22 protein-coding genes are annotated in these 25,503 nt (G+C 45.5%); all 22 read right to left on the bottom strand.

The annotated features are described in order from the left end of the window. Positions 1–18: 18 nt before the first annotated feature. The 22 genes from PHP87_RS01110 to rsmH all read right to left on the bottom strand — a co-directional run bounded on the left by PHP87_RS01110 (position 19) and on the right by rsmH (position 25,503). On the bottom strand, positions 19–1,410 hold the full coding sequence (locus PHP87_RS01110; protein ID WP_299917462.1) for a site-specific DNA-methyltransferase: 1,392 nt from the start codon (positions 1,408–1,410) through the stop codon (positions 19–21). A 162-nt stretch (positions 1,411–1,572) separates the two neighbouring features. Beyond that, on the bottom strand, positions 1,573–1,710 hold the full coding sequence (locus PHP87_RS01115) for a hypothetical protein (RefSeq protein WP_299917465.1): 138 nt from the start codon (positions 1,708–1,710) through the stop codon (positions 1,573–1,575). Between the two features lie 14 nt (positions 1,711–1,724). Next, positions 1,725–2,498, bottom strand: a complete 774-nt coding sequence (sigG, locus tag PHP87_RS01120; RefSeq protein WP_299917555.1) for an RNA polymerase sporulation sigma factor SigG — start codon at positions 2,496–2,498, stop codon at positions 1,725–1,727. Between the two features lie 718 nt (positions 2,499–3,216). Further along, complete coding sequence (locus PHP87_RS01125) at positions 3,217–4,119, bottom strand: Rpn family recombination-promoting nuclease/putative transposase (RefSeq protein WP_299917467.1); 903 nt, start codon at positions 4,117–4,119, stop codon at positions 3,217–3,219. A gap of 227 nt (positions 4,120–4,346) precedes the next feature. Next, complete coding sequence (sigE, locus tag PHP87_RS01130; protein WP_299917470.1) at positions 4,347–5,069, bottom strand: RNA polymerase sporulation sigma factor SigE; 723 nt, start codon at positions 5,067–5,069, stop codon at positions 4,347–4,349. A gap of 336 nt (positions 5,070–5,405) precedes the next feature. Beyond that, entirely contained in the window at positions 5,406–6,287 is an 882-nt protein-coding gene (spoIIGA, locus tag PHP87_RS01135; RefSeq protein ID WP_299917473.1) for a sigma-E processing peptidase SpoIIGA, read from the bottom strand. A gap of 283 nt (positions 6,288–6,570) precedes the next feature. After that, complete coding sequence (gene ftsZ / locus PHP87_RS01140; RefSeq protein ID WP_299917476.1) at positions 6,571–7,635, bottom strand: cell division protein FtsZ; 1,065 nt, start codon at positions 7,633–7,635, stop codon at positions 6,571–6,573. Between the two features lie 19 nt (positions 7,636–7,654). Then, positions 7,655–8,887, bottom strand: a complete 1,233-nt coding sequence (ftsA, locus tag PHP87_RS01145) for a cell division protein FtsA (RefSeq protein WP_299917479.1) — start codon at positions 8,885–8,887, stop codon at positions 7,655–7,657. Between the two features lie 73 nt (positions 8,888–8,960). After that, entirely contained in the window at positions 8,961–9,296 is a 336-nt protein-coding gene (locus PHP87_RS01150) for a small basic family protein (protein WP_299917481.1), read from the bottom strand. A gap of 2 nt (positions 9,297–9,298) precedes the next feature. Next, positions 9,299–10,018, bottom strand: a complete 720-nt coding sequence (locus PHP87_RS01155; protein ID WP_299917483.1) for a DUF881 domain-containing protein — start codon at positions 10,016–10,018, stop codon at positions 9,299–9,301. A gap of 18 nt (positions 10,019–10,036) precedes the next feature. Continuing rightward, positions 10,037–10,780, bottom strand: a complete 744-nt coding sequence (locus PHP87_RS01160; protein ID WP_299917485.1) for an FtsQ-type POTRA domain-containing protein — start codon at positions 10,778–10,780, stop codon at positions 10,037–10,039. A gap of 373 nt (positions 10,781–11,153) precedes the next feature. Next, positions 11,154–12,419: a UDP-N-acetylglucosamine 1-carboxyvinyltransferase gene (gene murA, locus PHP87_RS01165; RefSeq protein ID WP_299917488.1), complete on the bottom strand. Its 1,266-nt coding sequence runs from the start codon at positions 12,417–12,419 to the stop codon at positions 11,154–11,156. Positions 12,420–12,438: 19 nt separating this feature from the next. After that, positions 12,439–13,836 carry a UDP-N-acetylmuramate--L-alanine ligase gene (gene murC, locus PHP87_RS01170; RefSeq protein ID WP_299917490.1) on the bottom strand — a complete coding sequence of 466 codons (1,398 nt, stop codon included), beginning with the start codon at positions 13,834–13,836 and terminating at the stop codon, positions 12,439–12,441. Positions 13,837–14,028: 192 nt separating this feature from the next. Then, positions 14,029–15,120: an undecaprenyldiphospho-muramoylpentapeptide beta-N-acetylglucosaminyltransferase gene (murG, locus tag PHP87_RS01175; protein ID WP_299917491.1), complete on the bottom strand. Its 1,092-nt coding sequence runs from the start codon at positions 15,118–15,120 to the stop codon at positions 14,029–14,031. Between the two features lie 163 nt (positions 15,121–15,283). Further along, a complete protein-coding gene (spoVE, locus tag PHP87_RS01180; RefSeq protein WP_299917494.1) occupies positions 15,284–16,378 on the bottom strand; it encodes a stage V sporulation protein E in 1,095 nt (364 codons plus the stop codon). A gap of 35 nt (positions 16,379–16,413) precedes the next feature. Next, positions 16,414–17,775 (bottom strand): UDP-N-acetylmuramoyl-L-alanine--D-glutamate ligase, encoded by a 1,362-nt coding sequence (gene murD, locus PHP87_RS01185; protein ID WP_299917497.1) that lies wholly within the window; start codon positions 17,773–17,775, stop codon positions 16,414–16,416. A gap of 13 nt (positions 17,776–17,788) precedes the next feature. Continuing rightward, on the bottom strand, positions 17,789–18,763 hold the full coding sequence (gene mraY, locus PHP87_RS01190; RefSeq protein ID WP_299917499.1) for a phospho-N-acetylmuramoyl-pentapeptide-transferase: 975 nt from the start codon (positions 18,761–18,763) through the stop codon (positions 17,789–17,791). 76 nt (positions 18,764–18,839) lie between these two features. Continuing rightward, positions 18,840–20,273 carry a UDP-N-acetylmuramoyl-tripeptide--D-alanyl-D-alanine ligase gene (gene murF, locus PHP87_RS01195; RefSeq protein ID WP_299917501.1) on the bottom strand — a complete coding sequence of 478 codons (1,434 nt, stop codon included), beginning with the start codon at positions 20,271–20,273 and terminating at the stop codon, positions 18,840–18,842. Beyond that, positions 20,273–21,733: a UDP-N-acetylmuramoyl-L-alanyl-D-glutamate--2,6-diaminopimelate ligase gene (locus PHP87_RS01200; protein WP_299917557.1), complete on the bottom strand. Its 1,461-nt coding sequence runs from the start codon at positions 21,731–21,733 to the stop codon at positions 20,273–20,275. The genes murF and PHP87_RS01200 overlap by 1 nt, the downstream gene beginning before the upstream one ends. 86 nt (positions 21,734–21,819) lie before the next feature. Beyond that, positions 21,820–23,937, bottom strand: coding sequence for a stage V sporulation protein D (locus PHP87_RS01205; RefSeq protein ID WP_299917504.1), 2,118 nt, complete (start codon positions 23,935–23,937; stop codon positions 21,820–21,822). Positions 23,938–23,955: 18 nt separating this feature from the next. Next, positions 23,956–24,456, bottom strand: coding sequence for a hypothetical protein (locus tag PHP87_RS01210; RefSeq protein ID WP_299917507.1), 501 nt, complete (start codon positions 24,454–24,456; stop codon positions 23,956–23,958). A gap of 87 nt (positions 24,457–24,543) precedes the next feature. Next, the gene (gene rsmH / locus PHP87_RS01215) at positions 24,544–25,503 is read right to left on the bottom strand and encodes a 16S rRNA (cytosine(1402)-N(4))-methyltransferase RsmH (protein ID WP_299917510.1); all 960 of its coding nucleotides are present in this window, start codon (positions 25,501–25,503) and stop codon (positions 24,544–24,546) included.

The raw sequence follows: 25,503 nt of genomic DNA on the forward strand, positions 1-25,503 counted from the left end.
TTAACGAAAGCCGTCCCCTTATTTGCATCCTGGGGATGTAAAGCTTTTTATTATCGAATTACCAAAGATATCATAGCTTTTTATGGCCATACGGTACTCCTCTTGTTCAGGTAATAGAATACTTAACTGCAGCGGCAAAGGGAGATTATAGTCAGGCTTTTTTCTTATAACTTGTAATTGCGAAGAAAAACAGCCATCATAATCCCAATCCAGTTCCCAAAAATCAAGGTATGAAACAAAATTCCGATTCTCAAGAGGAAAACAAGGAGAATCATAGCGAGAAATCCCTAATTTCACCATAGCCTGCTTCTCATCATAAGAACAAACTTCTGGTACTATTAACTCCAATTCTCCTTGTTCTTGCCCTTCATTGCCTTCATCACTACCTTCAACGATTAATTCTGTTATCTGGAAGGGACGAGCTTTTTTTCTATGCAAACGATAGCGGCTGCTTTGTATGGCTAATTTACTGCTATCACAGCAAATCCAAGATCTGTTCATTTCTTCACAGGCTTCAGCCGTAGTTCCGGAGCCAGCATAAAAATCGGCAACTAAATCCCCCGGATTAGAAGCGGAAGCTATTATTCTCTTTAATAAAGCTAACGGTTTTTGGGTAGGAAACTTCAAATTCTCTCGAGCAGTAGGACTCAGTATCTTATTTATATCTACCCACCAATCCTGCAAAAGCGCCCCTTCCTTATGCAATTTATATTTCTTGCCCTTAACCCTGGTAAGTCCTCTTTGTAAGGTTCCTTCAGTATAAGGCCGGTACTGGGGATTAAAAGTATAATCTTTTCCCTTGCTATACCAGAGAATCAGGTCATGCTTACGATGAAAATGCCTCCTCGTTCCACTTCCTCCCCCATAACACCAGACAATCTCATTAACAAAATTATCGCTTAAGAATATTTCGTCCAGCAATATTTTGACATAATGACTGCTGTGCCAATCCAGGTGGACAAAAATGCTCCCCTGCTCCGAGAGCAACATTTTCATAAGCTTCAATCGCTGGTAAATCTGCTGCAGGTAGGAAACTAAATCCTCATCCCGATCTTTAAAGGCCAATCTTTCTATCACCTGTTTCTGGCCCTGAAGCTCTATGCTTATCCGGGAATTATAGTTGCTATTGCTCAGATAAGGCGGGTCTATGTATATGAGGTCTATTTTCCCCGCAAAGCCTTGCTGCAGCAAGAGATCAAGTATTGCCAGATTATCCCCCCGGTACATGTGATTCAATGAAGCTGGATCCAACTGTGGCGGAATATCCAGCCTTTCACCAAACAAATTATTGCTCTGAAACAAAGGATGAGGATAAACCACTTCTACCCTGCTGCAATATTCAAGCGGCCTTTTTATAATCTCATTCTCTTTACCTTCCCATACCAACCTTACCCCGGTAAGAGATTCCATCTCAACTGTCCCCTTCTAGCTATTGTAAGCATATATCATAGCAACTTCATTCTATCATAGAAAAAGCCCTGCTGTGCAGGACTCTTCAAATAATCTGCTTTATCTGCTGATACTGTCAAAAGGCCGGCTTTATGTTCAGGGTGAGCAAGCTTTAAACAAATACTAGCGTGACACCACATTTATGCGAATAAGATTGTTCGGAGTGAAGGCTTGTTCGACATCATAATACCAGCCTGCGATGGGCACCAAGAGTGACAAAATCATAGCTACCAGGAAAATCACCAGTATCTTGCTTCTCATAGCCTTTATCCTCCTTATACATATTTTCGCAACTGTTTTAATGCTGCTTTTTCCAGGCGGGAAACCTGAGCCTGTGAGATACCGATTTCTTCCGCTACCTCCATTTGGGTCTTACCAGCAAAGAATCGCAATGACACTATATGTTTTTCCCTATCATTCAACTTCTTCATAGCTTCTTTGATAGATATTTCTTCCAGCCATTGCTCGTCCCCATTCCGTTCATCACTGAGTTGATCCATTACCAAAATGGGGTCACCACCATCATTGTATATTGGTTCGAATAGGGATACCGGTTCTTGGATTGCATCCAAAGCAAACACTACTTCTTCCCGGCTAACATCAAGATGTTGTGCTATCTGGCTTACCGTAGGCTCGGCTGAGTTGTCATTTATCAGTTTTTCTCTTACCTGCAAAGCCTTATAGGCAATATCCCGCAATGACCTAGACACCCTGACTGCGTTATTGTCCCGCAGATAGCGTCTTATTTCTCCGATAATCATCGGTACCGCGTAGGTAGAGAAGCGTACATTCTGGCTTAAGTCGAAATTATCTATTGATTTAATTAAACCTATGCAGCCAACTTGAAAAAGATCATCGACATACTCGCCTCTATTAGTGAACCTTTGAATTACACTTAAAACCAATCTAAGGTTACCCTGAATTAATTTTTCTCTGGCCTGGACCTCACCCTGATGCATTTCCGTAAAGAGTATCTTCATCTCTTCATTTTTCAGAACCGGGAGCTTGGATGTATTTACACCACAGATTTCAACCTTGTTGATCAAAATGCACCCCTTCCCCTTTTTCTTATATCTTTATGCTCGCAAAAACTATCTACTTATCTGGATATTAAGAAGAAAAGCTTTGGCTTGCATCATATCTTTAATAGAATTATTTACCCGGCTGGGCAATATTATTCTAGTTAACAGAATTTAAAGCTGATCTATTTAAGAAAATAAGCTGGGGAAAGGATTATTATGTTTTATTGACTCCACTGCAAAACCCCTTTTATTGCATACGGGTTGCATAAATATACAAAGCGGGCGTGGGCGAAGCATGGATGCAGCACCCTTCACCCTTCGGGTACGTCTAGTGCTCCCTGTGGTCGCTATTAAGGTTGCGGGCACTCCTGATGTTATCTCTTCGGATGTCACTATTTAGGTTGCACCGGCGAAGGCGAGCAGGCGAAAGGGGGCGAGTTTTTGCGCACCACTAATGGCGGTGGTATACCCGTTATCGGTTACAGTATAAGTTTCAAACGCAAGTAAGCCGGTCGCTCGCTCTCCGGGCGTCCGGCTCTACCAAAAATATGGAGGATAGATCTACAAAATGTTGGAAGAGGCAGTAATCCAGGTATTTTCCCCGTTACCCCTTCCTAGCTTTAAGCATCGGAAGAAACTGCGGAGCAGTTTCAACACACCGCTGCAACGAGGCGGGGGATTAGAACCTGCCGCCTGTTTTGTTAATAGGAACCCGATCGCTTAGCGGGGGACATATTTCACCTCGTTATAGTTTGGCTTTCAGCTTCTGTATAGTATCCAGTGGCAGGCCTGTGATTTTGGCAACAATGGGCGGCTCCAGTCCTTCCAACAAAGCAGCGCGGGCTGTCTCATTCTTGCCTTCTCTCTTGCCTTCTCTCTTGCCTTCTCTCTTGCCTTCTCTCTTGCCTTCTCTCTTGCCTTCTCTCTTACCTTTCAGTTCAGCTTCATAGAGATCGGAATTTCTGTCCATGATGGCTTTTAATCTTTGTTCATAGATTTCTTTGGCTCGGGGATCAGATGCCATTTTTTCCAGAGCTATCCTGGCCTGTGCTATGGCCGGGTCTTCTTCCGACAATCTCTCCAGCAGTTCCATGTCATCCCACCCTTTCAAAAACATTACCCACCGATCCAGCGGGTTATCATAACTTGCCATTTCTTCATTCAATTTGGGCAATTCGATGAAGTGTATCTCTATAGCATCGGTCAAATCTATATTTTCATCGCGCTCCCGCAGCCTGAAACTACTATGGTAGCGTTGACTATCTTTGATACGGATAAAGTCCAGTATGTTTATACCTATGGCTCTTTTGAGATCCTGATATCTCCCTCGGGTGATTTTCTGGTCTCCGAATATTCGGCATATATAAAAGGTGCTGCGCCTTTCCATATTAGCCCGGTCACCAATCTGCATTTCTATGTCCACCAGTTCCCCGCTACCCAATTGAACCTTTATGTCAAGTATACCGTAGCTATCGTCAATGTACTCCTGTTCCAGGTAAGGATTTAATATTTTCACTGCTGCAATCTGTTGTTTTTCGGTCCAACCCAATACAGCATTTAGTAAGCTTATCAGTATGCTTTTGTTTTCTTCGGAACCAAAGACCCGTTTAAAGACCACGTCTACTTTGGGATCCAGTCTCTCGGGCAAGCCAGTCACCACCTCTTTTATGTTTATTTTATCATAAAACATCCGATTTCTGGAACTGTTCTTTTAAAATGCATCCGGTTTATCGGGATAAATCCCTTCTCACCGTGCTGGGCACTGCCTATCAGTACAACAGTTCAGGCTACTACAAACTTGACTGGCAAGTAGACGGAGTCCTGGCCTTAGGCTCAACATCCTATGCCGGAATCTATCTTGACTAAGATTATATTTTATTCGATTTTGCGAATTTCCCTTTGCAGCCTTTTCAATATCCGTTTTTCCAGGCGAGAAATATAGGACTGAGAAATCCCCAGGATATCGGCTACTTCCTTCTGCGTCTTTTCGTCTCCGTCTGCTAATCCGAAACGAAGCTGAATAATAGTCTTTTCCCGGTTATTTAATTTGTGCATAGCTTTCCACAAAAGACTTTTTTCCACTTCGCCCTCAATTTGTTTATAAATCATATCGTTTTCAGTACCCAGCACATCAGAAAGTAAAAGTTCATTACCATCCCAGTCCACATTTAAAGGTTCATCCAGGGATATTTCCACTCGATTCTTTATGTTCCGACGAAGATACATCAGTATTTCATTTTCAATACAACGCGAGGCATAGGTTGCCAGTTTAAAATTTTTTTTGGGTTGGAAAGTATTAACCGCCTTAATAAGTCCAATAGTACCAATGGAAACCAGATCCTCAATGTTTATACCTGTATTCTCAAATTTCTTGGCAATATACACCACCAGCCTCAGATTATGCTCAATCAGTGTTGCCTTTACGGACATAATTCCCTGATCAAGCTGGGAAATCAAGGCCATTTCTTCTTGTTCACGCAGCGGTGCTGGAAGAACTTCTGTTGAACCAATATAATGAATAAATTGGGGTAATTTTTTCTTAAGGTATACCTTGATAAGAAACAAGCGCCAACTCCTTAGTCTTTCCAAAATATCCATCTTTCCATCCTCCTAAGCATTCTTAATTATTTGGTTGGGTAAACTATTTTCCTTGGGCAGCGTAGGTACCCTTGATGTTGCTGCAAAAGGTTTTAAATATGCATTAGCGTGCATAAATATACCGCTCAGCGCCCATAATAGCGATCGCAGGCTATGTAGGGAACGACCCCCGTGTCGTTCCGAATCAGGCGCAACAACCTTAATAGCGACTGCAAGGCATTGTAAGGGCGGTCTTCGACCGCCCGCTTTCACCTTCGCCAACGCTCGCTTTATATATTTATGCAACCCTTATGCAACAAAAAGGGGTTTTTGCAGTAGAGTCACCCTTGCATTCTTCTAAACATTCTCAATTATTTCGGCAGGGATCAAAAACTGGTACTCCCCCTGGGAGCTAAGTTTTTCCCGGTAGATTCCCACCACCATATTCTGGTGGAAAACGTCTTTGCTGCCATTATTAACAACTATCTCATCCGCGCGTACTCCCAGCAGGATGCCATTTCTTTTGCCTATGGAGGAAAAGGGGATCAAGCGCAAGCGGTTTGCCCAGCTACAATCGCCAAGAGCATCCAAGATAGTATTTTCATCCTGCTTAATCTCCAGCACTTCTCGTAGATCCTCAGGTAAGCAGTTCTTTAGCAACTGGTATTCTGCCACTATCACCGGACGATTGGTGATAGGATCGCGAAGATTGTTGCCAGTGTCCAAAAAACCTTTACCCTGGCAATGAAAATCATTAAATCTTAATTCAACATCAAAATGAAGTAGGGCGGGAAGAACTTGTTTTAGTAGATACTTTTGTCCAAATAATCCGATAGTAAGGGCTGATAATACTCCCCCCAGCAGCCATAAGCAGGAAAAATTTGTGCCCGATTGCTTACTCGCAAATAAATATGAAATAGCAATGGTAGCTCCAGCCACGATAAAGTTTATGCCGTAAAAATATAGGAAGGCCTTGCTAAATTCAGCCCAGTTTTGCGGGTATAAGGCGATAATGATCATGAGGCAGGAGAATAGAATCTTGAAAGGTAAAGAGAACCAGCATTCCATCCCGGGAATTATATAGGCCAGAGCATATATTCCCCCAAGAAAAGAAGCAAAAACGATACGCTTATATACCACCTGGCTGCCAATCAATCTAACTGTAGCCCATAGTATACAAAAATCCATTATAAAGTTTATTGCAAAACTAAGATCTGCATAAACCTCGGGAATAGCCATTAATTACCCCTCCATATCTTTTGGATAAGGGGCAGGGGATATAATACGCGCCGAGATAAGACGAAACTTGGTCGCAATGTCCCATGAGTTCTTAATATTTACGCCATTCAATTTATATTCCTGCCATAATAATAAATGCCTACCATATTATAACAAGAGCGACCTGGGGCATTATGTTGCAATTCAATACAATGAGATAGTTTTAATACTTTATAAATAGTAAAAAACCGGGATATTATTCCCGGTTTCATAAAAATCGTCTATTTAATTTAGAGGAGAGACTTTACTTACGCCTTAAGAAAGGTGGGATTTCCAGGTCATTCTTATCTAGAAAACTAGGAGGTGAATCCAACCCCCTCAATTTAGTAGAATCGCTGCCACCCTGGGACCGGGGAACATTGAAACCCGTTGCTATCACGGTAACTCGCACTTCATCTTCAAGCTTTTCGTCAATATTGGCACCAAAGATTATATTAGCTTCTACATCTGCTGCCTGGTGAATTATCTCCGCCGCCTCATTTATTTCAAAAAGGGTTAGATCAGTACCACCACTGATATTAAACAATACGCCCTTGGCCCCTTCAATCGAAGTTTCCAGCAAGGGGCTGGAAATAGCTTCACGCGCTGCTTCTGACGCCCTATTTTCCCCCTTGGCCTTCCCAATCCCCATCAGAGCAGAACCGGTATTCTGCATCACCGTCTGTACATCGGCGAAATCACAATTAATCACTCCCGGCACAGCAATAAGGTCTGATATTCCCTGAACTCCCTGCCGCAGTATATCATCCGCTATTCTAAAAGCATCATTAAATCCGGTATGTTTATCCACCACTTGCAGCAGCCGGTCATTAGGAATAGTTATGAGACTATCCACTGCTTCCCGCAAAGCCTCAATTCCCCGCTCAGCTTGAGAGTTTCTTTTGCGCCCTTCAAAAGTAAATGGTTTGGTAACCACTCCAACCGTTAGAGCCCCAAGGTCTTTGGCAATTTTAGCAATTATCGGAGCCCCACCAGTTCCAGTTCCTCCACCCATACCGGCAGTTACAAAAACCATATCCGAACCCTGCAAAGCTTTTTTTATCTCATCAGCAGTTTCCTCGGTGGCTTTCATTCCCACTTCCGGATCGGCACCAGCCCCCAGTCCCTTGGTGAGCTTCTCCCCCACCTGAATTTTCTTTTCCGCCCGGGAAAGAAACAAGGCCTGAGCATCGGTGTTTACAGCAATGAACTCCACTCCTTTGAGCCCCGCCTCTATCATCCGGTTGATTGCATTATTTCCCCCACCACCAGCACCTATTACCTTGATCTTGGCGAACTGCTGCATCTCTACATCAAAATCCAATGGCATTTAAAAACCTCCTCCACCTTTACCTGAATAATTCTTTAAACCACCTGCTAAGCTGGTCGAAAAGAGCTGCTAAACCGTGCTTGTTATCACAATTAATATTTAAATACCGGGATGAATAAATCAATCCCCCAAGAATTACCGCATTCTGGGGGCGATTGAAATCAACCGGAATTCCTCTTAAGTTCTCGGGGATTCCCAAGCGCGTGGGAATATTGCCATAATCCTCTATGGTAGTTACCAGGCCGCTTAGTTCAGCCTCTCCCCCCGTTACTACGATCCCTCCCGGGATCCGATCCAAACAGCCGAATTGTTTTAGCTCCGCATAGATCATTTCCACAATTTCCATAACCCGGGCTGATATAATCTCAGCTACCACCTCTTGCGACACCTGCCGGGTTTCTTTGCCTTGAACATTTTTCACATTTATCATAACATCGTTCCTGGCTATCTGAGGCATTGCCACCGCATTTCTTTCTTTAATTTTGGTGGCCTCTTCCAACGAGGTTCTTAACACAATGGCCAAATCCCGGGTAATATACTCGCCCCCAACCGGCAACACCGAAGTATAGAGGAGACTACCCGCCTCAAAAAAGCTAATCTCGGTAGTACCCCCTCCGAAATCCACCAGTACCACACCCATTTCTTTTTCTGTAGGCAAGAGAACAGCCTCCGCCACCAGCAAAGGGTTATATACTATTTTTTCCAGCTGTAAATTAATACGCTGCATACTCCGGTGCATATTCTGAATAGCTGCCGTAGCAGCAACAATTATGGTTGTCTCCAGTTCTAGTCTGCTGCCAACCATTCCTATCGGGTCTTTCACTCCATCATAGCCATCTACTATATACTGTCTCTCCACTGCCTGTACAATGGTCTTATCAGGTGGCAAAGCGATATTACAGGCAGATTGCAGTACTCTTTGTCTATCATCCTGAGTAATCTCATAACTGGGGTTACCCACCGCCACTACCGCATGATTATTAATAGCATAGACACTGCTCCCGGAAAACCCCAGAAGAGTACTGGCTATATCAACCCCGGTCAACCTTTCCAAATCATTAAGGCAACTATCAATAGACCGGGCTGTACTTTCGATATCAACAATATTGCCCTTGCGCAAACCCAAAGACGGCACCTGGGAAACCCCCAGGATATTTATTTCCTGATCCAGGCTAAATTCGGCCATCGCTGCTTTAATAAAGCTGGTTCCGACATCCAGAGCCACCACTATGTTTCTATTAATGCCAAGCACCCCTTAGAAAGATTCCTTCTTTCTTAGTACGCCAAAGATACGGTTTTTTCCTTTTTTGCACCCCGGTTTTTATTCAATATTTTTTCAAAAGATATCGACGAATTATTCCTAAATTCTGGAATATGCGAACGCCAAAAACCACCACTGCCGCCAGATAAAGCTGAACCCCCAACCTATCTCCCAAATAAGCCATCCCTGCTGCCAGGAGAGTATTGACAACAAAACCACTAACAAAAATGGTGGTATCGAAATTATCTTCCATATAAGCCCGAATCCCACCAAAAACAGCGTCCAGGGCTGCAATCACTGCAATTGACATATACTTGGCATAGACCACGCTCAGAAAAACCGGCACCTGCATACCAATTAGCAAGCCTATCAATAGACAAAAGAGTACCAGCAGCCACATAATTATTCCGCCTTTTCCTCGTATTTAACCGGTTTAGCAAAGGCAAATTTTACACTTCCGCTATAAGCAGGAATTGTAACCTTCTCCACCTTTTCAATAGTAGCTTGTATTCCCAGCACCTTCAGGGATTCCATATAACCGTTTTTAATCAACATTCCACTTTCCAACATGTCCGGATTACCTATAGCCTTAATTACAAAAGGTGGACCGATCCTATTCCAGTTGACCAGAATCAAAGTGCCTGCACACCTAATTTCTGATTTTGCCGTAATCCGTTCACCATTGATGGAAATGGCTTCCGCCCCCGAGGTCTTTAATTCATTAACCAACATCAAGAGATCTGAATCATGAACCAATGAGAAATTAGGATTGTCACCAGGTGGAATCTCGCGGGGATTATCGTTGACCGTTATTATGACACCAGGTCCTTCTACTTCTATAAAACCCGCACTCATATTAGCATCCTGCAAATCAGCCTGCAGGTCGGCCATAGCCTGGTCAGTTTCCCGTACATTTTTGAGCTTTTCACGCAAAGATAGTACTTCCTCTACCAGAGCATCTCTTTCTTCGCTCACACTCTGCACCTGTTGCGCCAAATCCTCAACCCTGGCCGGAACCAGGTTGGCCTGATAACTCTCCGTAGTCTTGAATTGAATAGCCAACATTACACCCAATACCAGACAGACAATAGCTATAGAAATTTGAGCGCCTTTACTACGCAAAAGAACCACCCTCTATTCCTATTCATTCCTGGTTTTTAAAACCGGTTGGCCTTTAAATCGCAGGTCAATATATTCCAAAACATCAGTACCTTTCTCATCCAGCTCAGCTTCAATCTCAAAAACCTGTTCTACAAATTTGGTCTTTTCCTCTAATCTTTCCAGATCCCCAAAATTAACTTCGGTTCCTTCTTTGGTGTAAAAAACTATTTCCTTGCTTTTGTTTATATAATGAAAATCAGAAATGCCTTTTCTGCTCTTAACCGATAATGCATCATAAAGGGCTTTTATCATTTCAACCCCCTCCGGCTCGATAGCCTGTCCCAGATTCACCCGCGGAGGAAGGTTGTCCATAGTAATTAACGGGTAGTCGATAAGGGAATAATTCTGCAACTTATCTATACAGATACTATCTTCATCAATGCACAACAAGAGATCATGGTAGGGAACCAGAGCCCAGATTTTTCGTTCCTGCACCTGTATTTCAATTTGCCGCGGGAGGTGCCTTACCAAAGTAGCCTTTTTTATTACCGGGTGGATTTCTATGGCTTTGCTGACAAATTTATCATTTATTTCAAATATGTTTTGTCCCTTGCTGAGACCGGACAGGCGAACGACTTCATCCTCGGACACTACCTTCAACCCGGCTATGGTAATTTTTTCTATGTTAAAAAATGAGCTATGGAGAAAAAGGTATAGTGAAACCAATACCAGCAAAATTAATATGGAGATACCAAAAAATTTGCGCGAGACAGCCTTGTTCATAATCTTCTCCTATCCCCACAATTACTGTGAAGATTATAGCAGAAATCCATAATAAAATCATTTATTACCCGGTAAAAAAAGTAACTATTCTATTTAAAGGAATGAATCGAAGAAATATATCATGGGGACGGTCCTTCTGATATATATCATAATATATCTGCATGAATCAGCGTCTATAATAACCTACTGTAATACCCCTATTTTCATTGGTGTTTATGGCCCCCGGCCATGGGGGGTTAATAAGAAAATATTTATTTAAATGCACAAAGACGTAGACCTTCGGTCGCTATTAAGGACGCTGGAGCGGTATATTTATACAAGCAAAATAATATTTACGACCAAAAGTTCTACTCCCTGCCTCTTGCACCTCACTCTAATCTCCAGGCATTTCCTGCACCCGGCGTATATCTGCCCCTAATTTCCCCAGCTTCTCGTGGATTTTCTCGTAACCCCGATCTATATGTTCCACCTTGCTTATTACGGTCTCTTCATTAGCAAATAAAGCAGCCAGGATCAACGCAGCTCCAGCCCTAAGGTCAGTAACCTCTACTGTAGCTCCTTCAAGTAGCGTTTTCCCCTTCACAATTGCAATGCGACCCTCAAGTTTAATGTCGGCTCCCATACGCCTGAGTTCCTGAACATGCATATAGCGATTTTCGAAAATGGTTTCAACTATGATACTAGTTCCAGGAATGGAGGCAAACAGGGCCATCATCTGGGGCTGCATATCAGTAGGAAAACCTGGATAGGGCATGGTTTTAATGTCTGTCGGACGGTATTTATGGTTTCCTATTACTCTGACCCCAGCGCGCTTGGGGATAACTTCTACCCCAATCTCCCTTAGCTTGGCAATTAATGGTTGTAAATGTTCGAGTACCACATTTTCCAAATATACCTCACCACGGCTGATGGCTGCAGCTACCATAAAAGTCCCGGCCTCAATGCGATCAGGTATTACTCGATACTCTACCCCACCAAGCCTTTCTACCCCTTCTATTTGAACCGTATCCAGTCCCGCTCCTCTGATTCTGGCCCCCATAGCATTGAGAAAATTCTGCAAATCAATGATTTCAGGCTCCCGGGCTGCATTTCTTATAGTAGTAATACCAGGAGTAAGAGCCGCTGCCATTATAATATTTTCCGTAGCCCCCACGCTGGGGAAATCAAGTAGTATTTCTTTACCCAGGATGCCTTGGGCTCTCCCCTCCATAAAACCATATTCTTCGGTCAATTCATAACCAAGATTCCTTAAGCCCTTTAAATGCAGATCCATCGGCCTGACCCCTATGGCGCAACCTCCAGGATAAGCCACCCGGGCTCGTTTAAAGCGCCCCAACAATGCTCCCATCACCAGATTGGACGCTCTCATCTTCCGGGAAATACTCTCCGGGAGTTCATAGCCGTCAATAGTTCTGGCATCTATTACCAATATATCAGCTTCTCTTTTTACTTTTGCTCCAAGTATTTCTAGCGCCTGGGACATCACATTTATATCTTCTAAATCGGGCACCCCGGATAATACCACTTCACCCATTGACATTAAACTGGCGGCCATAATAGGTAAGCTTGCATTTTTAGAACCACCTATTTCGACTTGCCCTTTTAGCCGCCTGCCACCTCTGAGCCTCAAGCTATTCAAGCTAACACCTCCACCAGAACTAAACCTTCAGGACAGACTCTGGAAGAACCTCAAGCAATTGCAGGCCCAGTTCCCATATATCACCAGCCCCCATGGTAATAATCAAATCATTCTCCTTACTGCTTCGAAGCAAGTACGGAATAATCTCTTCTCCCTGTGGGATATACACTGATTTGCAGCCCACATTTCGGGCTGCATGGTAAACCAGTTCCCCGCTAACCCCAGGAACACTTTCTTCCCCAGCCGAATAAACATCGGTGATTATCGCCAGATCGGCATCAACCAGGGCCTCACCTAATTGGCGACCCAACAAACGGGTGCGTGAATAACGATGAGGTTGATATACCACTACCACCCGTCCTGAATGAAAGTTTCTGGCCGCATCAATTGTCGCCCGGATTTCTGTGGGGTGGTGGGCATAGTCGTCTACTACCGTAACCAAAGCTTTCTGACCCTGGATTTGAAACCTGCGCCTGGCCCCGTGGAAGTTTTTCAAAGCTGATTTTATTGGCTCCATTTCGAGTCCCAACTCCAATGAACTGGCTATAGCAGCTAAAGCATTCAGAGCATTATGTTTTCCCGGCACCGCCAATTCAAAGCGATCCAGATATCCCCGTTCCTGGTTATAAACATCAAAGCATGACCCTAAACCACGAGCCTCCCAGTTCAGAAAATAATAATCGTCAGACAGCTCTTCTCCATACAACAATAGGCGTTTTTTTAGTTTCAATTCTTCAATTAAACTACGGTTGAAAGCATCTCCTCCGTAGAGCATGGCAAAGCCTTCCGGGCTAAGCTGCTCAACAAACTGCTGAAAAGCTTTTCTTATATTATCCACCGACTTGTAATAATCCAGATGATCATCTTCAACATTAGTTACTACCGCGATATAAGGTCTGAGATCAAGAAAAGAGGCATCACTTTCATCAGCTTCAACCACAAAATAATCTCCTGTTCCCACTTTGGCGTTCAGCTCACTTCCCTGCAACTCCCCCCCTACAATAAAAGAAGGGTCAGTTCCGCAATTAGCCAAAACCATATACAACATGGATGTTGTTGTGGTCTTTCCATGAGCTCCAGCAACTGCCACTGCCTTTTTGGCATTGGCCAAATGGGCCAGCATCTTTCCCCGTTTTATTACCGGAATCTTTTTTTCCCGGGCCAGCCTTAGCTCAATATTATCTTGAGGTACGGCTGAGGATATAACCAGCAAATCCACCCCTTCCTTAAGATTGGATGGAGAATGACCCTTAAATATTTCGATACCTAATTCTTTAAGCCTTCTGGTAGTATCGTTGGCTTGCAGATCCGAACCACTGACCTTAAACCCCTGCTGCACAAGAACCCTGGCTATGCCACTCATCCCTGCTCCAGCAATTCCTACCATGTGAATCCATTGTCCTGGAGTGAAAGCCATTCCCTCATCTCCTTCTCCAACATCTGTCTGCTACATTTTATAGTATGCATAATTAATAGAAGTGGTTACATTTCAGCTGCTTGTCCCAGGCCTAAAGCCTCTTTTACCACTATCCCAGGTAAATGTAATATTGATTCCCCGGCAAAAACCTTTTTGTTGCATAATGCTTGCATAAATATGCACTGCGCCCTCTTATTCAAATATTATGTCCAAGATTTCATTAAGGGCATTGGGGCGGCCCTCGCTAGCCATATTCTGCCCCATTTCCTTTAAAAGAGCAGGATTTTCCCTTAATTCATTAATCTTTTTATAGAGAGTATCCCCATCCAGGAACTCATCAATAACCATTTCCACGGCTTTTTTTGCTAGCAAAGCTCGAGCATTTTTCTCCTGGTGACTTTCCGCCGCATATGGATAGGGAACCAAAATTGCCGGCAAAGCAAGAATAGCCAACTCGGAAAGAGTACCTGCCCCCGCCCGGCATACGGCCAGATCAGCCGCTGCCAAAGCCTCCTCTATATTGAACATATAGGGGTAGAGCTGGAGAAAACGCCTTTTGCTAAACGGCAAACGTTCTTCTACCTGCTGTTTAATTTCATTATAGGCCGTATCTCCGGTAATCCATATGATTTGCATACTCCCTTCCGGCCAACGATCCACCGCTTTCAACATAGCCTGGTTTAAAGTCATGGCCCCACGACTACCACCAAAAACCACCAGGGTAAAAAGACCTGGTTCAAGCTGCAGCTTCTTTATGCTTTCATCCCGCCTAACCTGCAATATCTCGGACCTTACCGGTAAACCAGTTATTTTCATGGATTTGGCCTTCATATAGGGTGCAGCTTCGGCAAAGCTTAAAAGAGCATAATCCACTCTCCGGGCCAAATTTCGGTTGGCCAGCCCCGGAATGGCATTCTGTTCATGTATCACTGTCTTGCACGCAAAAAAAGTACCGGCCAGTACAAGCGGAAAAGAAACATAACCGCCAGTACCTATCACGGTATCAGGTTTAAATTCCTTTATTATATCCCAAGCCTGAAAAAAACTGCGGGGAAATTTGACCAGGGAGCGCGAGGCTTTAAGCATGGAGGAACGGTTGATACCTGATATATCGACAGTGGCAAATCTTAAGCCCGCCCGGGGAACGATCCTGGCCTCCAAACCATTTTTCGTACCTACATACAAAATTTCCGCTGTCGGCTGCCTTTCTTTTATACCACTGGCTATAGCCAGAGCTGGATAAATATGTCCTCCGGTACCTCCCCCGGTAATAATAAACTTCATTAACGGCTACCTCCTGCTCTTTTGAACTACCCCCCCCCAAGGGGCACAATCACCTATGAAAAATGAGTTATAATCGCTTGTTATATAGTAAGATGGGGTAGGAAATAATCCCCTCCGCCTTCCGTCTTCTGACTTCCGTCTTCCGCCCTCCGTCATCCGACGATTAGTTGCAATAGCGGGAGATGTTCAGCAGCAAGCCTACACCACAGAGGGTGAACAATAATGATGAACCCCCATAGCTGATAAAGGGTAAAGTTATCCCCGTGACCGGCAGGGCACCCGCAACCACCGCGATGTTGACCAGGGCTTGGAAAACCACCATCAGGGTAATGCCGGCGGCCAGGAGGCTGCCAAAGGTATCCGGAGCCTTAATGGCCGTTCTAAACCCCCGCCAGGCAAAAAGCAGAAAAAGGAGCAGAACCAGACATGCTCCCACAAAACCCAATTCTTCGCCCAAAATGGCGAAAATAAAATCCGTATGCTGCTCCGGAAGATAGAAAAATTTTTGCCGGCTCCGTCCCAAACCCATTCCAAACAAACCTCCCGAGCCCAGGGCATAAAGGGACTGAATGGTCTGATAGCCTTCATCACCCGCATATTTCCAGGGATTTAAAAAGGCAACCAGCCTTTCCAAACGGTAGGGAGCAACCGCTATAGCCGCCAATATCGTACCTAATCCGGCCATAAAAACCGCCCCCAGGTGAGACCATTTGGCCCCGGCGGCCAGCAACATAAAAAACACCGTGGCCGCAATAGCAAAAGCGGTTCCCAAATCAGGCTGCAGCATAATCAATCCCCCAACCAAGGCCACCAAAAGCAAGTAGGGCAGTACTCCTTTCGAGAAAGAACGAATAGAGGAAAGGTTCTGATCCATGGTCCGAGCCAAAAACATTATCATTCCCAATTTGGCCAGTTCCGAAGGGGAAAAACGCAAAAAACCCACTCCCAGCCAGCGGTTGGATTCATTTACCTCAATGCCCAAGGGAGTAATTACCAAAACCAGGCAAATAAGGGAAACAATCATCAAGGGGAAGGCCAGGCCTTTAAGCTTGGCATAATTTATTTTCATTATTACCATCATAGCCATTATGCCCAAAATCGCCCAATATAACTGGCGCTTAAAAAAGTGATAGGCATCATCATACCTGATATTCGAAGTAACCGCACTGGAACTAAACACCATTACCAGCCCTATCCCCAGCAGGGCCAGTGTGGTAATAAACAAGATAAAATCAGGCGGTCCTTTTTTTGCTCTCAAGCTTTCCCCCCCTAGCAAAAGCAATAATAAGAGAACTACTTGGAAATAGACTTGACCATCTCGCAGAAGAGATCCCCCCGCTGTTCATAGCTTGCGAACATATCCCAGCTGGCACAAGCCGGAGAGAGCAGTACTACTTCACCCTTTCGCGCCAACTCATGGGCCTTGATTACAGCCGCTTGCAGGTCTTCTACCTCATGTATATTCCGGAAACCGGCATCGATGACTGCAGCCTTTATTTCTTCCCGGGCCTCCCCCAGCAGGATTAATTCTCTTACTTTCTGCCTTATTAACTCGGCCAGCTGGGAGAAGCTGGAGCCCTTATTTCTGCCCCCGGCTATCAAAATAATAGGCTGGTTAAAAGAGTCCAGGGCTTTCATCACCGCCTCGGGATTGGTAGCCTTGGAGTCATTAACATAAAGGACAGCATCATAAAGACCTAGCTCCTCCATCCGATGCCTGACTCCGGGAAAACTGGCCAGGGCCTGGCGTATATCCTCCGGGCTCACCCCGGCAATACTGGCCATCATAGTGGCAGCTAAAATATTCTCCAGATTATGCTTTCCCCGTAGCGAGACTTCATCTATTCTGGCTATTTCCTGAATATTACCTGCCCTCTTTATACTTATGGCCCCATTGTTTATAAAAGCCCCTTCCTCCAACTCCCGTTCACAGGAAAAAAAGATGGTCCGGGCAGGGCAACTTCGGGCCATTTCCCTGAGTATGGAATCTTCGTAATTAAATACCGCATAATCACCTGGCTTTTGCTGGGCGAATATCTTGGCTTTTGCCTCGATATATCTTTCCATCGTCTTGTGCCGGTTAAGGTGATCAGGAGTGATATTTAGCAGGCCGCAGATATAAGGCCGGAAGCTTGAACTGCTCTCCAGCTGAAAACTGGACAACTCTACCACAATTGTCCCTGCAGAGATACTGTCCAGCAAAGTAGTCAAGGGAATGCCGATATTGCCGCCGGCCAGTGCATTCCTCCCGGCCTGGGCCAAAATGTAGTGAAGTAAGGAAGTAGTAGTAGTCTTGCCGTTGGTTCCGCTTATGGCCAGGAACTCAACTGTCTTTGGTTTCAGGATATAAGCCAGTTCCACCTCTCCAATTACCGGGATTCCTTGCTCCCGGGCTTGCCGGATTGCTGCTGTTTCCAGCGGAACTCCCGGGCTTACTACCAGCAGATCAAAATCCTGCCGCTTCACTTCCGGATATCCCCCTGCATAATACCTTATGCCCTGTTTTTCCAATTCATCCAGAATCGGAGCCAGGGTTCGGGCTTCTTTTTCATCACAAGCGCTAAGCTGGGCGCCGCGCTTATCCAGGGCCTTTATCGCCGCCATTCCACTGCGGGCCATACCTACTACCAGTATCCTCTTACCGCTAAAGTTCAATCCATCTCCTCCCTTAGCCTACTCCCCAAAAGCTCCAAATCCCCAGGAGCATAAAAACAAAGGAAAGGCCCCAGAAATATCTTACCACCCTGGTTTCCGGCCAGCCTTTCAACTCATAATGATGGTGCAAGGGAGCCATGCGGAATATCCTCTTTCTCGTAGTTTGGTAGGATATAACCTGTAAGATAACACTTAAGGTTTCAATCACATAGACCCCGCCAATAATAATCAAAGCTATTTCCGAGCGGGTTAAAGCCGCCACCGCAGCCACTGCTCCTCCCAGGGCCATGGAACCGGTATCTCCCATAAAAACCCGGGCAGGATGGCGGTTAAATATTAGAAAACCCAGGCAAGCTCCAGCCAGTGCGCCACAAAAAACGCCCAGGCTATAATGCCCTGTCATAACGCAAATAACCCCCAGGGCCAGGCTTACGAAAAAACTTACCCCGGAAGCCAGTCCATCCAAACCATCAGTAAGATTCACCGCATTGGCCGTACTGACCACAACAAAAACAATAAAGGGAAGATACCACCAACCCAGTTCCACAACATGACCAGTAAAAGGCATAAGTATAGCGGTTCCCCGTTTAAAATAAAGGATCAGCAAAAGCCCGAAGAGAAATGCTATCAGTAGCTGCAATCCCAGTTTTTCTCGGGCACGAAGCCCCAGGGAACGTTTCAATACCACCTTGATATAGTCATCCCAAAAGCCTACTGAACCGAAGGCCAACATAAGCAGCACCGCTCCCAGGGCTTCAGTACTGCTACCCGCCATAATGAAGCTGGCCAGCATTACGGCGGTAATAATAATTATACCCCCCATAGTGGGGGTGCCTGCTTTGGCATAATGAGCTTTGGGGCCTTCCTCTCTAACACTCTGCCCTACTTTGAGCCGTTTAAGAAATGGTATCATGATAGGTCCCATTATTATTGAAACCACAATGGCAATAGCTACTGCCAAAAATGCATTACTTAAATAATTCTGCAAAGGATACCCTCCCGCTTAAGTAAAACAGCCACAGGGACGGTTCTTCTGGTTGGTATATACGACACCTAACGATCATCTAATCTCCGTCCCCTGCCTCCTGTCTTCTACCTTCCGTCTTCCGTCTTCCGTCTTCCAAATAGATTTCTTCCGCCAGGCTTTCCAGCTGCATTCCCCGGGAAGCCTTAAACAATATGGTATCACTACTACTCAGGCTTTGTTTAAGAAATTCTATGCTTTCTTCTTTGGAAAGGTAATGCTTGACCTGCTCTCCTGCCATACCTGCAGCCCGGGCCGCTTCCGCCATCCATGCCGCCCGTTCCCCTATGCATATCAAAAGATCCACCTGGTTCTTAACCGCATGGCGACCAACTTCCCGGTGTCCCTCCTGCTCGTAATCACCCAATTCCAACATATCTCCCAAAACCGCTACCAATTTGCCTTTTTCCCGCAGCTCCCGGCTAGTTTCCAGGGCATTAATCATGGAAAGCGGATTAGCATTATAAGTATCATTGATTATCTTTCCCCCGGCAGGTAGAGGAATAATCTCCAGGCGCTGAGAACCCGGATTGAAATTAAGCAGGCTGGACTTTATTTCTTCCATGGGAACCCCCAGCAAAAACGCCATGGCTGCAGCAGCTACTGCATTCATAGCCCATCTCCTTGAAGGTAATGGTAAGAACAATTTTTCCGACTGACCCAGGCAGGTAAGTCTTATTTCTATCCCTTGGTTTTTTATAATAGTTTCCTCTATGCGAAAATCACAAGATTTACTATAGCCAAAGCGGTACTTTTTGGCCGCATAAGGCCGAACCGCTTCCTCCAGCAGCGGTGAATCTCCATTAATAAGAGCCAAGTCACCGGCCCCAAGAGTAGCCATTACTTCTGCTTTTGCCCGGGCTATATTCTCCAGGCAGCCCAGGGTTTCCAGGTGTACTTTTTCCACATTGCTAATAAGGGCCGAGCTTGGCTGAGCTATAGCAGCCAGCTGCAACAACTCCCCCTGCCCCCTCATGGCCATTTCCAGCACCGCCACCTGATGAGTTTCGTCCAGTTGCAATAAAGTCAAGGGGAGGCCAATTTCATTGTTGTAATTACCACTGGTTTTCAAGGTTTTAAAGCGGGATTGCAGGCAGAGGGCTAAAAGATCTTTGGTGCTGGTTTTGCCAACACTGCCCGTAACCGCCACCACCGGTATATTAAAGCTGCGCCGGTAAGCAGCAGCCAGATCCTGCAAAGCATCCAGAGTATCATTAACCAGTATTAAAGCTTTACCGGGGCCAGCTTTGGTCAAGCAGTCCCTTCTTGAGACAATAACCGCCGCGGCCCCATTTCTCCACGCATCCTCCAGGAAATCATGTCCATCAGAACTTTCTCCTTTGAAGGCAAAAAAAAGATAGCCGGGTTTAACGCGGCGTGAATCAATCTCCACCCCATTAACTATGGTCTTTTCATTCCCCGCCAGGAGTTTTCCTTTAATACCATCGACAACAAAACCCAGCTCCAAATGCATTATTTTACCTTTCCTCTCAAGAATTCCGCTGCCACTTTCCGGTCATCGAATTCCAGGACCTGATCCTTCACCAATTGATAGTTTTCATGCCCTTTCCCGGCTATAACCACCAAATCACCCGTTCGCGCCAGGTGAATAGCATGTCTTATAGCTTCTCTGCGGTCGGCAATTATAGCATAACGGGACTTTTCCACCTTATCCATCCCGGGAATTATCTCCGCAATAATGGCATAGGGCTCCTCACTACGCGGGTTATCAGAAGTTACCACACAGAAATCGCTGTATCTGGCGGCTATTTCACCCATAAGCGGTCTTTTACCCCGATCCCGGTCACCCCCACAGCCAAATACGCAAATCAAGCGCTTTTTTCCTAGCTCCCGGGCCGTTTGGAGAATATTTTCCAAACCATCGGGAGTATGCGCATAGTCCACAATCACCGCAAAATCCTGCCCGCAGTCGACCTTTTCAAAACGCCCCGGTACCCCCTCCACCCTGGCCAGAGCCGATTGAATTAAGCCTGGATCGATCCCCTCCTGCAGAGCAAAGCTGATGGCCGCCAGGGCATTGTAAATACTAAAAAGACCAATGAGTTTCATGTTTATAATAAGGCTTTTATCTCCGTACTGTAGCCGGAAACTACTGCCATTCAAGTCAATTTTGAGTTCGCCGACCTGAAAATCAGCTCTCTTTTTTATTCCATAACTACGGCAAAGAATGGCGGCAGCCTGAAAAATCTCTTCGGCCCAGGGGTCATCGTTATTGATAATGGCAAAATTTTGTCCTTCTGCTTTTATCATTTGAAAAAGCCGAAGCTTGGCCGCCCGGTAATTATCCATATTTTGGTGGAAATCCAGGTGGTCCTGAGTCAGGTTGGTAAATACCGCCACATTGAAATCTATCTCTGCCACCCGCTGCAGCTGCAAAGCGTGTGATGAGACTTCCATTACTATATAGTCGGCCTTTTCCTCCCGGCATAAGGCCATAAATTCCTCAATCTCCAGGGCTTCCGGGGTAGTATGTTGCATTTCTTTTCGAATTTCACCGACCTGGGCATAAAGAGTTCCCATTATGCCGGTTTTTTTACCAGCCTCTTCTAAAATAGCTCTAATCAAATGGGTTGTGGTAGTCTTGCCATTGGTTCCAGTAACTCCAACCACCCTCATGGAAGAGGAAGGTCTGCAGTAATAATTGGAAGCAAGCAAAGCCAAGGCACTACGCGTATTAGGGGTGATAAGTAAAGTCGCTTTTCCTCCCGTATCCAGCTGTCTTTCTGCCAGAATCGCCACAGCTCCATTCTCAATTGCCTGCCCGGCAAACAGATGTCCATCACTCTTTAAACCACTTATGCAGACGAAAATATCTCCCGGCTTAACTCGTCTGGAATCATAAGTAATTCCACTAATCTCCCTATCTAAAGGACCATCCTGCAGCTCTATGGTTAAATTTTCGATTATTTCCACCAGCTTCAAAACCAGTCCCCCTTTTTCTCATACTCCCAGCATACCGGGCACTCTGGAATCTTAAAACCCCTGACCCCTCACTTTCCTTATTCCCCCACTGGCTGGAACTTAACCCTTATGCTGGAACCACTGGTTACTACCTTCCCAGCCTCAGGCACTTGCTGATAAGCCAGGCCATATCCCTCCGGTACTAAATGAAGCCCCAGATCAGCCAGTATTCTGGCCACCTCTTTCATTGATTTCCCCTGTAAATCGGGAATAGTAACCTCGGCGCCTTCCTTTCCCCCTTCAAAGGGAGAAAGGTGGATTATAACCGCAGAATCCCGCTCCACTTTGCTATGGGCCCGGGGAGTCTGCTGCCACACCACAGTACCGTTACCATCGATCTCGACTCTCAAACCCCGCGACTTGATCAGGGAACTGGCCTCTGATACAGGCAGGTTAACTACATCAGGCACTATAAGCTGTTCCTTTTGCTCTATGCTTTGCTCATCCTTGCCGGAATTATACCTGGGTATTTCCAGATAATTGAATGAATCCTTCAGGATTTCCCGAAAAGCCGGGGCCGCCACCCAGCCCCCATAATAGGGGTAACCCTTGGGAGCATCAACCACTACGATACTCAGCAACTTTGGCTGGTCAGCCGGAGCAAAGCCTACAAAAGAAGCTACATGCTCATTGCTCATGTATCTCCTATCAGGGCCTACTTTTTGGGCCGTACCTGTTTTCCCGGCAACCTTATAGCCCTCCAAATAAGCATTCCGTCCCGTCCCATTTACCACTTCACCTTCCAGCATTCCACAAAGTTCCCGGGCGGTTTCGGGGGAAATAACCTGCCTTACTACCTGGGGCTCAACCTTTTTAATAACATTTCCTTTATCATCTATAACCTGCTTCAATATATGCGGCTTCATCAGTTTACCCTCATTGGCCACCGCCCCCACCGCTGTCAGCAGCTGTATGGGAGTTACCGCATTGGCCTGCCCCATGGCCATGGTGGCCAGTTCAATCTGCTGCGCTGAAGCCCGGGGAATAAGAATGCCTTCCGCTTCACCGGGCAGGTCAATACCGGTTTTTTGTCCAAAACCAAAAGTCTTGAGATATTTATAGTAGTTTTCCAGGCCTAACTCCAAACCTATCTGTATAAAAGCTACATTACAAGATTTCTCAATAGTCTGGGCAAAGCTCTGGCTGCCGTGGGGTTTTCTGTCCGGGCAGCCAATAACCTCTTTACCCACCTTAATATAACCAGGACAATAAAACCGGCTTTCCGCGTTCACCACACCTTCCTGCAAAGCCATGGCCGCAGTAGTTATCTTCATAGTTGACCCCGGTTCATAGCTGTCATTGATGCCATAATTACGGCGATTGCTGGCCGGATAGGCCGAAAAATCATTGGGGTCAAAAGTAGGCCGGGAAGCCAGCGCCAGTATTTCTCCGGTCGAAACATCCATTATTATGGCCGCAGCTGATTTAGCTTTTCTTTCGTTAAAGACTTTGTCGAGTTCCCTTTCCGTAATATACTGAATGCTTTCATCAATGGTTAATATCAAATTAGCCCCATCAACCGGAGGGATAAACTTATGCGTAGCTTCCGGAATAGGCCGGTTGACGGCATCATGCTCTATGATTATGCGGCCTTTGGTGCCTCCCACCAGTTTGTCGTAGTAAAAATCGACCCCTTCCAGTCCGTTGTTATCTATCCCGGCAATGCCCAGCACATGACTAGCTAAAGTACCTTTGGGATAGTAGCGGCGGCTTTCTTCCGTAAGCCCGATTCCCGGTAAATCCATTTTTCTTATTATTTTCGATTTTTCCGGATCAATTTGTCGTTTTACCCATTCGAAAGAACTATTCCGGCTGATTCGCCGCAGCAAGCTTTCCTCGTCCATTTCCAAGACCTGCGCCAGCTTAGCGGCAATCTCCTTTTGCTGCCCCTTACTGCAAACTTCAGCCGGAATGGCATAGACCGAATCAGCGCTTACGGAAATAGCTAATTCATTGCCATTGCGGTCATAGATTATACCTCTTTTGGATTCTACCGGCACATCCCGCATCCGGTTTTGCAGCGCTTTTTCCGAGAGCTCAGCCCCTTTGACGAATTGTACCCAAAAGACCCTGCTCCCCAGTAATAAAAATATAATGACAAAGAAGAAAAAAAGCGTAGCAATACGCTTTCTTACTATAAAACCGGTGGTTTGCATCAATATCCACCTCGTTCTTTAGTTGCTTCGTGCGGCCAAACGAATCAAATTATCATAGATCTTTTTTAAAGCCTTTTCCTGATCACGATTGGCAACATTTACAGAATCTTGTTTCACAGCTGTCTCCCCTCTCCGCTCGGAAGGAATCACCACCGCAAAGTTTAAATCTTCTTCCGCTTTTACCATGCCCAAATCCTTTGTAGCCAATAGTTCTATCCTATCCAGAGAACTTTTCTGGGCTATTTCATACTCAATACGCTGGTTGGAGGCTTGCAGTTTTTCAATATCTTTTTCCAATCCCACAATCTGGTAACCCATAGTGGAAATCGTTATGCCAAGAAAAACCACCAATATTGCCCATACAAAAAAGAACAGTCCGCCTTTTAACAACCAGGTTTTCCGGCAATCGATTTTCTTAAAAGTCCTGCGTATCTTTCTTGCCTGCCTGCTCTGAACCTCCTGCCTAACAGCCCCCCCGGTATCTAAAACCCTTGCTAAACTATGGCCTGCCTGTAACATATCTTTATTCTTCCTCCCCTAAATATAGAACTTTCAATACCAAGTATGAAAAGTGAGGGGTGATTTCTTTAAACCTCATCTCATCGCTTAAGTACCCCACAGCTCTTCTTTACCGATTGTTGTCCCCCCCGATAATTTTTCTGCCACCCGCAGTTTGGCGCTTCGAGCCCGGGGATTAGCCTCACATTCCTCTTTTGAGGCCACTATCGGTTTACGGCTTATTATTTTTAATTCCGCCTGGTGCCCACAGGTGCAAATCGGGCTCTGACTGGGACAAATACAATCCTTGGCCCTATTTTTCATGAATTCCTTGACCAGTCGGTCTTCCAGAGAATGAAAAGTGATAACACATAACCTGCCCCCTACATTCAATGCTTCCAAAGCCTGCGGTAAAACTTCCCTTAAAGCTTCCAATTCGCTATTGACCGCTATTCTCAAAGCCTGGAAGCTCTTACGCGCCGGGTGTTTTTCCCGGCGGTAGGCAGCTGGTACCGCCGCCTTGATTATTTCCACCAGTTGCAGAGTGCTGTCTATGGACTCTGTCTTTCTATATTTCGTTATGGCTACGGCTATGCGCCGGGAATAACGCTCCTCTCCAAAATCAAATAGTATTTGCGCAATCTCTTTTTCCGGATAGCGGTTTATTATCTCCCAGGCCTTTAAATCCTGTTCCTGATTCATCCTCATATCCAGGTCAGCATCTTCATGAAAACTGAAACCTCTCTCCGGCATATCCAGTTGAAACGAAGATACCCCCAGGTCTAACAATATCCCATCTACCTCCAGGATCCCTTCCTGCTTCAATATTTCCTTCAAATCCCGGAAGTCTCCATGCACAAAGGTGATATTTGGTGACTGCAAACGCTGCCTGCTCTGCTCCAGAATAGCCACATCCTTGTCAATAGCCAGTACTCTGGCACCAGCCTTCAGGTGCTCGAGAAGCCTTTCCAGATGCCCCCCTCCTCCCAGCGTACAGTCAACATAGCTGCCCTGTTGGTCAATCAGTAAACTGGCTATAACCTCATCGAGTAAAACGGGTATATGCAA

The organism is Syntrophomonas sp. (assembly GCF_028707975.1).
In the GTDB taxonomy this organism is placed as follows: domain Bacteria; phylum Bacillota; class Syntrophomonadia; order Syntrophomonadales; family Syntrophomonadaceae; genus Syntrophomonas.

Bases quoted from the DNA above. Each gene is read 5' to 3' on its own strand.
- PHP87_RS01115 (WP_299917465.1), bottom strand. From the start codon at position 1,710: ATGAGAAGCAAGATACTGGTGATTTTCCTGGTAGCTATGATTTTGTCA.
- sigE (WP_299917470.1), bottom strand. From the start codon at position 5,069: ATGGATATTTTGGAAAGACTAAGGAGTTGGCGCTTGTTTCTTATCAAG.
- PHP87_RS01110 (WP_299917462.1), bottom strand. From the start codon at position 1,410: ATGGAATCTCTTACCGGGGTAAGGTTGGTATGGGAAGGTAAAGAGAAT.
- PHP87_RS01160 (WP_299917485.1), bottom strand. From the start codon at position 10,780: ATGAACAAGGCTGTCTCGCGCAAATTTTTTGGTATCTCCATATTAATT.
- PHP87_RS01150 (WP_299917481.1), bottom strand. From the start codon at position 9,296: ATGTGGCTGCTGGTACTCTTTTGTCTATTGATAGGCTTGCTAATTGGT.
- ftsZ (WP_299917476.1), bottom strand. From the start codon at position 7,635: ATGCCATTGGATTTTGATGTAGAGATGCAGCAGTTCGCCAAGATCAAG.
- murF (WP_299917501.1), bottom strand. From the start codon at position 20,273: ATGCATTTGGAGCTGGGTTTTGTTGTCGATGGTATTAAAGGAAAACTC.
- murG (WP_299917491.1), bottom strand. From the start codon at position 15,120: ATGAAGTTTATTATTACCGGGGGAGGTACCGGAGGACATATTTATCCA.
- PHP87_RS01205 (WP_299917504.1), bottom strand. From the start codon at position 23,937: ATGCAAACCACCGGTTTTATAGTAAGAAAGCGTATTGCTACGCTTTTT.
- murC (WP_299917490.1), bottom strand. From the start codon at position 13,836: ATGGCTTTCACTCCAGGACAATGGATTCACATGGTAGGAATTGCTGGA.
- spoIIGA (WP_299917473.1), bottom strand. From the start codon at position 6,287: ATGGCTATTCCCGAGGTTTATGCAGATCTTAGTTTTGCAATAAACTTT.
- PHP87_RS01210 (WP_299917507.1), bottom strand. From the start codon at position 24,456: ATGTTACAGGCAGGCCATAGTTTAGCAAGGGTTTTAGATACCGGGGGG.